This window comes from Rickettsia felis URRWXCal2 (assembly GCA_000012145.1).
Lineage (GTDB): Bacteria > Pseudomonadota > Alphaproteobacteria > Rickettsiales > Rickettsiaceae > Rickettsia > Rickettsia felis.
This window is the reverse complement of record CP000053.1, coordinates 1,292,822-1,306,232: the sequence shown is the minus strand read 5'-3', so window position 1 is coordinate 1,306,232 and position 13,411 is coordinate 1,292,822. Positions and strand designations below refer to the sequence as shown.

Genomic DNA, 13,411 nt, shown 5'->3' with positions numbered 1-13,411 from the left:
TCTCCCGTTACTTAAGCAATGCCATATAGACGAAGTTTAATTTGGAAAAGAGGAATCGGTCTTGAAGCTGATAACCGCAGCGTACATACGAGTAACGTGAGGATTATCAGCAAAAGACAACGACGCCAATTTTTCAAATTAAACGAGTATATTCAATGAATTTCCATCCAGTTATTACCTACTCTAATTTCGGTTATAATCGGTACATCCATATTAGTAGAGTTTTCCATAATTTTTTTGATAATAGGCGTTACGAGTTCTACTTCATCCTCCGGCACTTCAAATAGTAATTCATCATGAATTTGCAGTACTAATCTGGTTTTAAGATTATTTTTTTCTATTTCTTGATCTAGATTGATCATAGCAATTTTAATTATATCGGCATTAGTTCCTTGAATAGGAGCATTAATAGCTGCACGTTCTGCAAATTGTTTAAGCTTTTTATCATGAATTAGAGGTACAAAACATTTTCTGCCAAAGAAATTTATGACATAGCCGTTGCTACTTGCAAAAGCTTTCGTTTGCTCCATATATTCCTGCACTCCTTTATATTCGGCAAAATATTTCTTGATATATTCGGATGCTTCGCCGTTACTAACGTTTAATTGTTTAGCAAGCCCAAAAGCACTTATACCGTAAATGATACCAAAATTTATGGCTTTTGCTTTACGTCTATGTTCGCTAGTTAGTTCATGTTTTTGCAAGTTAAAGATTTGACAAGCCGTTTGAGTATGGATATCGTCTTTATTGATAAACGCTTGTTTTAGTGCATCTATATTTGCGATATGGCTTAATATTCTAAGCTCAATTTGGGAATAATCGGCAGATATTAATTTATAGCCTTCTTCAGCGATAAAAGCTTGTCTGATTTTATTCCCCTCACTAGAGCGAATAGGTACATTTTGCAAATTAGGTTCTTGTGAGCTAAGTCTCCCTGTAGTGGTAGAAGTTTGTAAAAATGTCGTATGTACTCTATGTGTTATATTATCTATCTGTTTCGGTAAACTATCGGTGTAGGTATTCTTTAATTTTGTAAGTTGCCGCCATCTTAATAACAAGTCGGCAATATTATATCCATGCTCGCTAAGCTTTTCTAATATTTCCGCTCCTGTTGAGTAAGAGCTCGCTTTAGCCGAAGCTTTACCGAAAGGTAACTGCATTTTTTCAAATAAAATCTCACCTAGTTGTTTTGGTGAACCGATATTAAATTTAGTTCCGCTAAGAGCAAAAATTTCTTCTTCAAGTTTTAGAATTTCTGCTCCAAATTCAGCAGATAACTGATTTAGATAATTTGCGTCTACTTTAATCCCAATTTTTTCCATTTTATCTAAAATAAAACAAATAGGTAAATCAATATTGCTGTAAAGTCTAAAGGCTTTATTATCTTTAAGCTCCAGTATATTTTGTTTATAAAGTGAAGTAAATTCGGCGACTATTCTTGCCGATTCATTAATTACATTAGACATTTTCCCAAACTTCGTTTCTAGAGGTAATTTAGACGTCGATCCGGTACTCGCATCCTCACGTACGCTTTTGTACGCTGCGGTGGCAAGTGCTTCCGTGTCTCCTTTAAATTCCTCTCTATAAGCTGGTTTAGAAAGATGTCTATTATCCTCTTTCAAAGCCTCTTCAAATAAATTTTTCTGTGATAAACCGGCAGATAACGCATATTGCATTAGTTCTAAATCCTCTATAGCCGTAATTTCATGAGATTGTTCTGCATAGAATTTAAGTAGAGGCTTTAGAGAGTAGGTAATTTTTCTTATAGATTTATCGGTTAGTAAATTGAAGATTATATCCGAAAACCAGTCGTTATTATTTTTAGTATTATAGGAAAATAGATCATGGGAAGTGTTAGAAATTTTAATAATATAGCTTTGGTTTTGCAATGATAAAATAAGAGCAACATTATCCCCTTTATGCTGCAGTAAATATATCCCGAATATTCCTATTTTCTCAGCTTTTTTAGCAAAATCCGCTAACTCGCTAGCGTTACTGATTTCTTTTGCTTCGGTTACTTTATTTTCTACTATCTCTTTATGGTCATTAATTTTAATATCAAATAAATTTTCTGCTCTTTTATATAAAGATTTAAAACCGTATTCCTGTAAAAATCCTGTTAATTTATCGCTATTTGGAGGTGACCATTCTAAATTATTCAGCTGAAAATCTAAATCAACATTAGAATCAAGCCCGATTAATTGCCATGAAATTAACGCCGCTTCTTTAGAATTTTGTAAAGTTTCACGTTGTTTTAGGCTTGAGACTTGTTCTAAAGAGTTAAATATATTCTCTACAGAACCAAATTGCGTTATAAGGCTACTTGCCGTTTTTGGTCCAATAGACGGTACGCCCGGGATATTATCCGATCTATCGCCGATTAAAGCCATCACTTCACGTAATTTATCAGAAGTAGTACCGAACTTTTTAACCACATCATCTTCCGTAATATATTTTCCTTTTAACGGATCATATATTTTGATGTTTTCACCCATTAACTGCAATAAATCTTTATCGGAAGAGATGACAACTACATCTTCGCCGAGTGCAGCTGTTTTAGCGGCAAAGGTTGCAATAATGTCATCGGCTTCATAACCGTTTTTCTCTAGAATAGGAAAGTTTAAGTTACTAGCAACATCACGAACTAAAGGTAATTGTACGACTAAATCCTCAGGTGGAGGCGGGCGGTTAGCTTTATATTCAGGATAAATATGATGGCGGAAATTTTTCCCGCCGCTGTCAAATACTACAGCGACATGTTTAGGCTTAAAGTCGCTCAGCAATTTTAGGAGCATTGAAGCGAAGCCGTAAAGAGCACCGACAGGCTCGCCTTTCGGTGAAGTTAAAGGCTGTTGTGCATAATAGGCTCTGAAAACAAATCCATATCCGTCTATGAGCAATAAAGTATTTTTTTGAGTCATTTCGAGATTTTATTTTTAATTCTATCGTCATTGTGAGCGACTGAAAGGTGCGTGGCAATCTCAGGACTTTGGCATGAGATTGCTTCGTCAAAATTTTCAATTTTTCCGTAGCTCAGACGAAAAAAACGATCCACACAGCAAAACCTCACAACCCGACCAAACTTTTAGCAAAATCATGTCGGTTGAATATTTTTAAGTCCTCTATCTTCTCGCCTATACCGATAAAATATACGGGTAGATTAAATTTCTGTACCACTCCGACAAGCACTCCGGCTTTAGCACTACCGTCTAATTTAGTCACGATAAGTCCCGTCAAATTAGTAGCATCATTAAAATGTTCTACTTGGTTATAAGTATTTTGTCCTGTAATAGCATCAATTACTAAAACGCTATGAGTAGGAGCATTCTCGTCTAGTTTTTTTATAACCTTTACAATCTTAGACAGTTCATCCATCAAATTTTTCTTATTATGAAGCCTGCCTGCCGTATCGATAAAAAGTATATCGATATTTTGTTTTATCGACTCTTCCATAGCACGGTAAGCAACACTCGCAGGGTCAGCCGATTCTTCACCGGTAATAAGTAGTGCATTTGCTCTATCTACCCAAGTGCTTAGCTGATTCACGGCAGCCGCTCTAAAAGTATCGCAGGCCGCAACTGCTACTTTTTTCCCTTGCATCCCGTACATTGCAGCAAGCTTACCTATAGTGGTGGTTTTACCTGCTCCGTTAACACCGCAAACTAAAATTACGTTTAATTTATTTTCGTTTAGTGTAAAAGGAATTTCTGATTTTGATAACTGCTGCTCTATTAATTCAGCTAGGGCTTCTTTTACTGTATCACTATCTATTTCTTTGTCAAATTTTACCTTTTTAAACTCTTCAATAATATTAGTTACTACCGAAACGCTCATATCACTTGCAATAAGCAGCTCTTCAAGCTCTTCTAGAGTTTCTGTATCTAATTTTTTCTTGTAAAATATTTTGTCGATACCTTTCGATATTTTATTAGAAGTTTTAGATAAACTTTGTTTTAATTTACTAAATATCGAAATCATATTAGATAGTTTTTGTTTTATGGGTGTTGGTGTTGTTCTTGCGTGGATACCAAAGCCGTCGTTGCGAGGAAATTACGTAAGTAATTGTACGCCCGCAATCTCAGGAGTTTATTTCATGAGATTGCCGCGTCGCTCCGCTCCTCGCAATGACGATTTTTGATCCACCACAATGACACTTAGGTATTTATCTCTTCTTCTTATTCTTGCTTTTGTTTTTATTTCCGTCGGTAGTTTTATTGAATCTACCTAAATTTTTAACAAATTTTTGTAGTCCGTTAAGTTCCGTTCCGTATGTCCTAGTATATTCACGGACTATTTCTATATCTTGTTTATGAGAATCGTCGATTACTACTACTTCCTGCATAAAATTATTAGCATCAAACGTAATTTTTACTATCTTCTGCTTTTCAATTTTTGGATTGAGCCAAGCTCTTTGAGACATAACTCTTTCAACATAATACCAGGTATTTTGGGAATATTCCGGTACCATAGTAGGTGTACCTATTAACTCTACGACTTCTGTTTTATTTAGTTTTTTAGACTCTAATTTTACAAGTGCCGACTCATCTATGGATTGTCCTCTATTTTCGATAGTTTTGCAGCCGCTTAAGGAAAAAAAGGCTAATATACTAAAAATGTATGTTATAAAAATTTTCATAAGTTTAATTTTATCTAGATTTTATTACAAGATTATAATATACTGCTTCACTAATTTGACAAATACTTTTTAATTTATATTTAGAGAGGCTAATAATGGCAGTTCCAAAGAAGAAAACATCAAAATCAAGACGTAATATGAGACGTTCGCACTTAGCACTTGGCAAAGTTAACGTAATAGTTGACTCGCAAACCGGTGAATATAAACTTCCGCATCACGTTTCTTTAGTCGACGGTACTTATAATAATCGTCAAGTAGTAACAAAGAAAATTGAAACTGAAGAAGAAGTAGCTTAAGTACCTAAAATTTATGACCTGTAAAATTATCGGCTCCGGCGGGTATCTTCCTTCAAAAATAGTTAGTAATGACGAGCTTGCAAAATTTGTAGATACTAACGATGAATGGATTAGAACAAGAACGGGTATTACGCAGCGTCATATAGCAGGTGATACAGAATATACTTCCCATCTTGCTTTAAAATCAGCTGAAAAAGCTATAGCAGATGCGAGGGTGTCGGTAAATGATATTGATTTAATTATTACATGTACTACTACTCCGGATAATAGCTTCCCTTCAGTCGCCTCTAAGCTTCAAGGTTATCTTGGTTTAACTAATATACCGTCTTTTGATTTACAAGCAGTGTGTGCCGGCTTTGTTTATGGTTTACAAGTAGCGAATTCTCTTATTGCATCCGGTAAATATAAAACTGTTTTGCTTATAGGAGCCGAGAAAATGACGTCATTATTAGACTGGAGTGATCGGTCTACTTGCGTTTTATTCGGTGATGGGGCCGGTAGCGTAATATTACAGCGTAGTAGTGATGATTCCGGTTTAATAGATAGTAATATCTTCTCAAGCGGGGCTGATTATGAAATATTATACACGAACGGTGGTGTAAGTATGAATGGTATTAGTGGCAAGATAGTTATGCAGGGGCAAAAATTATTTCGTCATGCAATAGAAAAAATGCAACAATCTATAGAAGATTTACTACATGCTAATCAATTCAGTGTAAGCGATATTGATTATTTCATACCTCATCAAGCAAATATCCGTATTATAAATAAACTTGCTGAACTATTAAATATAGAAGAGCATAAAGTAGTGAAAACCGTAGAAAAACATGCTAACTGCTCTGCGGCTTCTATTCCGCTTGCTTTGAGTACTCTCAAAGCATCAGGTAAAATAAAAAAGGGCGATATTCTACTATTCTCGGCTATCGGTGCAGGGCTCACTTGGGGCAGTGCATTAATTAGATGGTGAATATACTTAGGTAGAATTTCAAAAATTGGCTACGTTCGTTGTTTAATATTTCTTGATCCTCACATATTATATATTTATATATACGCTGCCGTTTATAAGCTTCAAAATCGATTCCTCTTTTCTACATTAAACTTTATTTAACTATTTATCCAAAATATCTACTCATATTATAAAAATGATATTTTTACCACATTTATACAGAAGTAATTGCATTTTATAATATTTTAGCCTTTAAACTAATAAAATAATGATATATACTAACTTACATAAGCTTTTGGTTAGTTTTATAACTAGCTAAAATGAATTCAATATTAATAAATTATAATCTCAAGGAGTTTAATTATGAAAATAACAAAAATTACATTAGCTTTTCTTGCATTATTTGTGCTTGCAGGTTGTAATACAAAAAAAAGAGTCCCTCAAATGGACGGTATGATGAATCAAGGCGAAGAAACATCATTAATGAAAGATTTCGAGAAGCATGCAGGAAATGCAGTATGGTTTGCTTTTGATAGCTCTGCTTTATCACCAAAGGCTAAAGAAGAACTAGAGAGACAAGCTTGCTGGTTATCAAAGCATCCTGAAGTAAAAGCTACTGTTGAAGGACATTGCGATGAAAGAGGTACTAGAGAATATAACTTAGGTTTAGGTGAAAGAAGAGCAGCAGCAGCGAAAAAATTCTTAGCTCATAAAGGAATCGACCATAGCAGATTAAATACAATCTCTTACGGTAAAGATAGACCTGCTATGATGGGTAATACTGAAGAAGCTTTTGCTTATAATCGTAGAGCTGTAACAGTTGTACATCACTAAAATTATTTACTAAATTTATTATTTAGTAGTTTAAAAGGTCGAGTTTACTACTCGGTCTTTTTTTATTTATAACCTGTTATGTCATTCCTGTCCTGTGTAGGCCGGTAAATACTCTTTATGTCATTCCAGCAACGGCGGGAAAGCATTGGTTGCGTGGATCTGCTTTTCCCTCATTGCGAGAAGAATTACGTAGTAATTCGACGAAGCAATCCAGTTAAAAATTCTGATTTACAGAATTTTTTTATTATTTTTTCTGGATTGCAGCAAAGCTTCGCTCCTCGCAATGACGATTAGATATCCACGCAACAATGCCACGCGGGAATGACATAAGTGAGCCATGCAACAATGCCTTTAGTTGCTCGCAATGACGAAAAAACTGATCCACATTGCCCTGTTTTTTAGACAATACCTCAAAAATATAAAAATTTTACTAGACTTAATTGCATAATAATTATATAAATTTCAAATGAAAAGGGGCTGTAGCTCAGTTGGTTAGAGCACGCCGCTCATAACGGTGTGGTCGTAGGTTCAAGTCCTACCAGCCCCACCACACAAATTCTTGTTTAAATTCGTATTAGCACTGAATTTATAATGATTAATCTAAAAACACTTTCTTGGTATCTTACTAAATTATATTCTAAGTGTTTCTTTATTATATTATTTCTTTTAATTGGGCTATTAATCATCTCAAATATTTTTGATCTTTTACAAAAATTCAAAAATATTTATGTTCCTTTTAGTTTTTTTTGGCGACTTATTTTATATAAGATTCCTTATTTACTAGGTCAAGTATCTTCGTTAATTAGTTTTACCTCTATGTTATTTTTTCTTAGAAATCTAACAAAAAATAATGAATTAACGGCTATGTTATCTAGCGGTATTCATATTTGGCAAGTGCTTGTTATTCCATGTATTGTAACTTTAATTTTAGGTATAGTTTTTACGACTATATTGAATCCTATCGGTACTATAGGCTTACAAAAATATGAGTTATTAGAGGCAAAACTAACTAAAAAAACTTTGAGTGAGGGGATAATATCTAAATCAGGTTTATTATTTTTTGAATCTTTAAAAGATGAAAATCAAATTATTCAAACACAATTTATTAATATTGCTGAGAAAAAATTAAATAATATTACAATTTTATTTGTTGATAGTAATAATTCTTTTTTAAAGAGAATTGATGCCTTATACGGTATTATTGAAAATAAAATGTTACATTTAAATAGAGTTAAGGTTTTTACAAAAGAGGAAACTAAGACTTATAACAATTTAACTATACAGACAAATTTATCAATTAATAGTTTAGTAAATAAATTTATTCGTCCTGAAATGGTTTCTATTTGGGCTTTACCTAAATTAATTAATGAATTATTAAATTCAGGTTTACCGGCTATTAATTATCAAATTTATTATTACAAGCAATTATTTAAGCCTATAATGATGATGGCAACCGTAATTTTAGCAAGTTGTTTTATTAGTCTTAAACAGCGTGATAATTCCCAAGAAAAAATACTGATATTAGGTTTATTTTCAGGTTTTATAGCATATTCGTTATCAGAAATATTATTAAAAATACTTACTTATAATAATTTATCTTTAATTGCTGCTATTTTATTGCCTAGTATGCTAATATTTTTTATTAGTAACTTTATTATTTTACATTATAAGGAGATTTAATATATACTCGTTTAATTTGAAAAATTGGCTGCGTCGCTTCTCATTTTTGATCCTCACGTAGTATCCTACGCTGCGGTCAAAAATTCCGAGGCTTCTTGCTTTTTTCCAAATTAGACTTCGTCTATAATTAAATTTTTATTTACTATGGAACTGTTTATTTTATTAACAGCTCCATAGAAGCGTTTTTAGAATTTAGAGAGAAAAAATAAAATGATAATGAAATTTTTGGAAGGGTTTTCTTCCGGTATGGCCATAGATCTTGGTACGGCAAATACTATTGTCTATCAAAAAAGTCGTGGAATTGTTCTAAGAGAACCTTCTGTTATTGCTTTAATAAAAAAAGACGGTGCTTTTGTGCCTTATGCTTATGGTCATGAAGCAAAAATGATGCTTGGGCGTACTCCTACGGATATTGAAGCAAAAAGACCTTTAAAAGACGGTGTTATTGCTGATTTTAAGGGTGCAGAGGAAATGATAAAGTATTTTATTAGAATGGTGCATAATCGTCGCTCTTTTTTTGGCCCGACAATTGTTATTTGTGTACCTTCCGGTTCTACGCCGGTTGAGCGTCGTGCTATTCAAGAAGCAGCAGAAAGTGCAGGGGGTAGGGATGTCTATTTAATTGAAGAACCTATGGCGGCAGCGATCGGAGCAGGGCTACCCGTAACGGAAGCGACCGGTTCGATGATTGTTGATATTGGAGGAGGCACTACGGAAGTTGCAGTTTTATCACTAGGGGGCATAGTATATGCAAGGTCGGTAAGAGTCGGCGGTGATAAGATGGATGAAGCTATTATCTCATATATAAGGAGGCACTATAACCTATTGATAGGTGAGGCTACTGCTGAAAAGATAAAGCAAGAAATAGGTACGGCTTATGTAGATGAAAACGCTGAACCGAGAAAAATGGAAATTAAAGGACGTGATTTAATTTACGGTATTCCTAAAGAAATGATATTGAACGAAAGACAAATTGCTGATAGTCTAATTGAACCGGTAAGTCAAATTGTTGAAGCGGTAAAAGTAGCACTAGAAGCAACCCCTCCTGAGTTATCTTCGGATATAGTTGATAAGGGAATTGTTTTAACAGGCGGCGGCTCATTATTACGAAATCTTGATTTTGTTCTTAGTGAAGCCACTAAATTGCCTGTGATAGTTGCAGATGACGCCCTCTCTTGCGTGGCACTTGGAACAGGAAAAATACTTGAAGATTTTACAAAGCTAAAACATGTACTATTTAAACAGGATTAAAAATGGCAATACTTGCAAATAGAGTAAAAAATTCTTCAAATTCATTAGAATTAATAAGAATAATATCAAATACTCTTAAGCGTTTTTTTGTTATATTTGGGCTTGGATTGTCTGTATATTTGTTTTTTACTACGCCTAAAAAAATATCTAGTATATCACTTGAGGTAACCGGTAGTATAGTATCAACCGGTTTAGCAGTTTATGAAGATATATTTGAATATATAAATTCAATAACACAAAAATTTGTTTATTTTCAAGATTTAGAACGAAAAAATATAGAACTTAAACTTGAGATAGCAAGATTACAACATTTGCAAAGTGAGGTAGAATCGGTAAGAGCCGAAAATATTGCATTAAAAGATTTGTTAACGATTGCTGAGGAAGAAGAATTTGAATACATTACTACTAAATTACTTAGTGTTTCTTTTAATCCCTTTTCTAGAACCGCTTTGATTTCGGCAGGTAAAAAGCAAGGCATTGAACCTGATCAAATCGTTGTTAATTCAGGAAAATTAATAGGAAAAGTAATAGAAGTGAGTAATAATTATGCTAAAGTAATGTTAATTAGCGATGTTAATTCTAGAATACCTATTAAAGCTAATTCTTCAAGAGAACAAGGTATTTTAGCAGGTAATAATAATAATAGTAAAATTTTATACTTGCCTAACAATCATTTAGTACAAAAAGATGAGGAGATAGTAACCTCCGGACACGGTAATATTTATCCTGCAGGTATTTTAGTGGGTTATGTGTCTAAAGTTACGGAACATGATGTTATGGTAAATGTAGCAGCTGATCTATCTAAAACGGAATTTGTACAAATATTATTGCCTAAGGAATAATGAAAAAGGGTTATTTCGGTATTATTGCCGAATATATTTGTAAATAATCTATAAATTAAAATTTTATCAAATACTGCATCATAGAAAACGTTATTATGTTGGTGAAATAGATATTATTGCGTTACGTAATAAAGAAATTGTTTTTATTGAAGTCAAAGCAAGAAGCTCTAAAATTGATGATAGATTTGTATCTTTCAATCAGCAAAGAAGAATTACTAGGGCTGCTGAAATGTTTTTAAGTAGCAATTCTAAATATAGAAATTATAATATTAGATTTGATTTGGTAATTATAAGGTCTTATAAATTACCTATAATTATAAAAAATGTTTGGTAATACCCGTGTTATTGCATGGCTCGATTTCTTCCTGTCATCCCGTGATTTATTCACGGGATCCAGTTAAAAATATCAATATTATTGATATTTTTAGTTATTTTTCTGGATACCGTGGACAAGCCACGGTATGACGTCGAGGGCGTTTTTTGAGCCATACAACAAAGCTCCACCTATGCGGGGATGACATTGAGTAGGCTTTATGTAACAAGGTTGGTAATACTCGTCAAACTTTGTATATATCTATCCTTTATTTATTCAGAGGTTATTAATATGGCACTTGCGACTAAAGTGAAAGAATTTTTAGAAGAAAAATTAAAACAAGAAAAGATAGATCGTAAATATCTTGCCGAAGTCACTAATATCCCTTATACGACTGTTAGTAGAATTATGAGAGCGGAAGCTAATCGTGAATTCAATCCTGAAATAGATACAATCTTAAAAATAGCAAAATACTTTAATTGTACTATGGATGAGGTAATAAAAAGAAAAGTACGACATAATTCGTAAAGCTTGATGCAAGCGAATTTTGTAGGATTTGGCTGTACTCACGTAGTTTATCTACTGCTTTTGCAGGCTTGCATTTAAATTCATCTTGTCTGAATATTTCTGAAATATGCTGTACCTACGAAATAAAACATAAAATATGACAATAAAAAATAAAGGACTGATTATAATTTTATCTTCCCCTTCAGGTACGGGTAAGTCAAGTTTAGCTAAAGCATTATTGAAAATAGATAATAATTTGCGTTTATCTATTTCGGCAACTACAAGAAAACCACGTTTAGGAGAAGTAGAGGGCATAAACTATTACTTTAAGACCAAGCTAGAATTTGAAGAATTAGTTAAGCAGAATAAATTTCTTGAATATGCTAAAATATACGATAATTATTACGGTACGCCTAAAGAATATGTCGAAATGTTATTAAATCAAGGCTTGGACGTTTTGTTTGATATTGATTGGCAAGGAGCAAAGAGCATTAAGAAAAATGCTACTAATGTTGTTGCTATATTTATATTGCCTCCTAGTATTGAAATACTGGAACAACGCTTAAGAAATAGAGCGACCGATAATGAAGAAGCAATAAAATTACGTATGCAGTCGGCACAAAACGAAATGTCACATGCTAATGAGTATGATTATGTAATTACTAACGATGATTTCGACCAGACGCTTAAAAAAATACATGAGATTATAGTTGCAGAACGAGAAAAAGCTTTTTGACTTTATCACTTTTTCTTTTTATACTGAAAATTAGAAGCTTAATTTCTAATTTTCATGGTATACTCGGTGAATTTCAAAAATTGGCGTTTTCGTTCTACAAGAGTTACGGTTCTCACGTATAAAGTATACGCTCCGATCCTCGCCTTGTGAACTCCTTGCTCTTTTTGAAATTGACCTTCGTCTACTTCATCTTACTTCGGAGTATACTAGTTTAAATGCTTAGAAAACAATTCCTTTCATCAATAATAAAACATTTTAAAACTCATAAAGTTTGTGCTTTGTTAGGACCAAGACAGTGCGGAAAAACTACCCTTTCTAAACAATTCGCAGAAGCTTATAATATTTCTAAAATCAATATTTTTGACCTTGAAAATCCCTTAGATTTAGCAAGATTAAATGAACCGATGCTTGCTTTATCTGATCTAAAAGGATTTGTTATTATCGATGAAATTCAGTATAAACCGAATCTATTTCCTATTTTAAGATTTCTTGTTGATACAACTGATATTAAATTTTAGTACTAGGCAGTGCATCGAGAGACTTAATTAAACAAGGTTCTGAAACGCTGGCCGGTAGGATAGGCTATATTGAAATGACACCGTTTGCCTTATCTGAGGTGTTAGACACTCAAAAATTATAGGTACGCGGCGGATTTCCTTTATCATATCTTGCAGATGATGAAGAGTTAAGTACTTTATGGCGTCAAAATTATATTAAAACATTTTTAGAAAGAGATATACCAAATTTAGGTTTTACAATTCCGTCTATGCGGTTACGTAGGTTCTGGTTAATGCTTTGCCATTATCACGCTAATATATTTAATGCTTCAGAACTTGGAAATTCTTTATCTATCTCATATCATACCGCAAAGCATTATTTAGATATTTTAGAAGGAACTTTTATGATCCGTGTTTTGCAGCCTTGGTATGAAAATCTTAAGAAAAGACAGGTTAAAACTCCTAAAATTTTTTTTAGAGATAGCGGAATATATCACACTTTATTAGGGTTACATAGTTATGAAGCATTAAATACTAATCCTAAAATCGGTGCATCATGGGAGGGGTTTGCTTTAGAACAAATTATTAGATACTATAAAGCTGAGGCTGAGGAATGCTATTTTTGGTCATCTCATAACGGAGCAGAAATAGATCTTTTAATTTTTAAAAATGGTAAACGTTTAGGTTTTGAAATTAAATATACAAATACGCCGAGTATTACAAAATCAATGCAAATATCCTTAGAAGATTTAAAACTTGATCAAATTAATATAATATTCCCAGGTGATATTAGCTTTAAATTGTCAGAAAAAATACAGGCAATAGGTCTTTCAAGCTTAATTCAAAATGATACAAAAGCTGCAACTATATAGT

General features: G+C 33.0%; 12 protein-coding genes, 1 tRNA gene and 2 pseudogenes. 11 read left to right on the top strand and 4 right to left on the bottom strand.

Annotation, left to right across the window (positions count from 1 at the left end):
• Window positions 1–152: 152 nt before the first annotated feature.
• The 3 genes from polA to RF_RS06530 all read right to left on the bottom strand — a co-directional run bounded on the left by polA (window position 153) and on the right by RF_RS06530 (window position 4,636).
• Window positions 153–2,921: a DNA polymerase I gene (gene polA / locus RF_RS06540; RefSeq protein ID WP_011271539.1), complete on the bottom strand. Its 2,769-nt coding sequence runs from the start codon at window positions 2,919–2,921 to the stop codon at window positions 153–155.
• Window positions 2,922–3,066: 145 nt separating this feature from the next.
• Window positions 3,067–3,978, bottom strand: coding sequence for a signal recognition particle-docking protein FtsY (gene ftsY / locus RF_RS06535; RefSeq protein ID WP_011271538.1), 912 nt, complete (start codon window positions 3,976–3,978; stop codon window positions 3,067–3,069).
• Window positions 3,979–4,162: 184 nt separating this feature from the next.
• On the bottom strand, window positions 4,163–4,636 hold the full coding sequence (locus RF_RS06530) for an outer membrane protein assembly factor BamE (protein WP_011271537.1): 474 nt from the start codon (window positions 4,634–4,636) through the stop codon (window positions 4,163–4,165).
• A gap of 95 nt (window positions 4,637–4,731) precedes the next feature.
• Here RF_RS06530 and rpmF point away from each other — a divergent pair, with 95 nt between their 5' ends.
• From rpmF to pal, 3 genes are all read left to right on the top strand, one after another.
• Window positions 4,732–4,932: a 50S ribosomal protein L32 gene (rpmF, locus tag RF_RS06525; protein ID WP_008579275.1), complete on the top strand. Its 201-nt coding sequence runs from the start codon at window positions 4,732–4,734 to the stop codon at window positions 4,930–4,932.
• Window positions 4,933–4,945: 13 nt separating this feature from the next.
• Entirely contained in the window at window positions 4,946–5,899 is a 954-nt protein-coding gene (locus tag RF_RS06520) for a beta-ketoacyl-ACP synthase III (RefSeq protein WP_011271536.1), read from the top strand.
• Between the two features lie 342 nt (window positions 5,900–6,241).
• Window positions 6,242–6,712, top strand: a complete 471-nt coding sequence (pal, locus tag RF_RS06515) for a peptidoglycan-associated lipoprotein Pal (RefSeq protein ID WP_011271535.1) — start codon at window positions 6,242–6,244, stop codon at window positions 6,710–6,712.
• 163 nt (window positions 6,713–6,875) lie between these two features.
• Here the strand turns inward: pal and RF_RS12080 are convergent.
• Window positions 6,876–6,963 (bottom strand): annotated as a pseudogene (locus tag RF_RS12080) (lytic transglycosylase domain-containing protein); the annotation flags it as partial.
• A gap of 222 nt (window positions 6,964–7,185) precedes the next feature.
• On the opposite strand from RF_RS12080, the gene RF_RS06510 reads away from it, so the two are divergent.
• The 8 genes and pseudogenes from RF_RS06510 (at window position 7,186) to RF_RS06480 (ending at window position 13,410) form a co-directional block, all read left to right on the top strand.
• Window positions 7,186–7,262, top strand: a tRNA-Ile gene (locus tag RF_RS06510).
• A 41-nt stretch (window positions 7,263–7,303) separates the two neighbouring features.
• The gene (locus tag RF_RS06505) at window positions 7,304–8,392 is read left to right on the top strand and encodes an LptF/LptG family permease (RefSeq protein ID WP_011271534.1); all 1,089 of its coding nucleotides are present in this window, start codon (window positions 7,304–7,306) and stop codon (window positions 8,390–8,392) included.
• A 210-nt stretch (window positions 8,393–8,602) separates the two neighbouring features.
• On the top strand, window positions 8,603–9,643 hold the full coding sequence (locus RF_RS06500) for a rod shape-determining protein (RefSeq protein ID WP_011271533.1): 1,041 nt from the start codon (window positions 8,603–8,605) through the stop codon (window positions 9,641–9,643).
• A 2-nt stretch (window positions 9,644–9,645) separates the two neighbouring features.
• Entirely contained in the window at window positions 9,646–10,485 is an 840-nt protein-coding gene (gene mreC, locus RF_RS06495; protein WP_011271532.1) for a rod shape-determining protein MreC, read from the top strand.
• A gap of 43 nt (window positions 10,486–10,528) precedes the next feature.
• Window positions 10,529–10,819, top strand: coding sequence for a YraN family protein (locus tag RF_RS09355; protein ID WP_143549717.1), 291 nt, complete (start codon window positions 10,529–10,531; stop codon window positions 10,817–10,819).
• A gap of 270 nt (window positions 10,820–11,089) precedes the next feature.
• Window positions 11,090–11,326: a helix-turn-helix transcriptional regulator gene (locus RF_RS06490; protein ID WP_039595196.1), complete on the top strand. Its 237-nt coding sequence runs from the start codon at window positions 11,090–11,092 to the stop codon at window positions 11,324–11,326.
• A 136-nt stretch (window positions 11,327–11,462) separates the two neighbouring features.
• The gene (gene gmk, locus RF_RS06485; protein ID WP_011271530.1) at window positions 11,463–12,041 is read left to right on the top strand and encodes a guanylate kinase; all 579 of its coding nucleotides are present in this window, start codon (window positions 11,463–11,465) and stop codon (window positions 12,039–12,041) included.
• Window positions 12,042–12,256: 215 nt separating this feature from the next.
• A pseudogene (locus RF_RS06480) lies at window positions 12,257–13,410 on the top strand (ATP-binding protein).
• Window position 13,411 lies beyond the last annotated feature (1 nt).

Excerpts from the sequence above, each read along its gene's own strand:
- RF_RS06520 (WP_011271536.1), top strand. The coding sequence starts at position 4,946 with ATGACCTGTAAAATTATCGGCTCCGGCGGGTATCTTCCTTCAAAAATA.
- ftsY (WP_011271538.1), bottom strand. The coding sequence starts at position 3,978 with ATGATTTCGATATTTAGTAAATTAAAACAAAGTTTATCTAAAACTTCT.
- RF_RS06490 (WP_039595196.1), top strand. The coding sequence starts at position 11,090 with ATGGCACTTGCGACTAAAGTGAAAGAATTTTTAGAAGAAAAATTAAAA.
- gmk (WP_011271530.1), top strand. The coding sequence starts at position 11,463 with ATGACAATAAAAAATAAAGGACTGATTATAATTTTATCTTCCCCTTCA.
- pal (WP_011271535.1), top strand. The coding sequence starts at position 6,242 with ATGAAAATAACAAAAATTACATTAGCTTTTCTTGCATTATTTGTGCTT.
- polA (WP_011271539.1), bottom strand. The coding sequence starts at position 2,921 with ATGACTCAAAAAAATACTTTATTGCTCATAGACGGATATGGATTTGTT.
- rpmF (WP_008579275.1), top strand. The coding sequence starts at position 4,732 with ATGGCAGTTCCAAAGAAGAAAACATCAAAATCAAGACGTAATATGAGA.
- RF_RS06500 (WP_011271533.1), top strand. The coding sequence starts at position 8,603 with ATGATAATGAAATTTTTGGAAGGGTTTTCTTCCGGTATGGCCATAGAT.
- mreC (WP_011271532.1), top strand. The coding sequence starts at position 9,646 with ATGGCAATACTTGCAAATAGAGTAAAAAATTCTTCAAATTCATTAGAA.
- RF_RS06505 (WP_011271534.1), top strand. The coding sequence starts at position 7,304 with ATGATTAATCTAAAAACACTTTCTTGGTATCTTACTAAATTATATTCT.
- RF_RS06530 (WP_011271537.1), bottom strand. The coding sequence starts at position 4,636 with ATGAAAATTTTTATAACATACATTTTTAGTATATTAGCCTTTTTTTCC.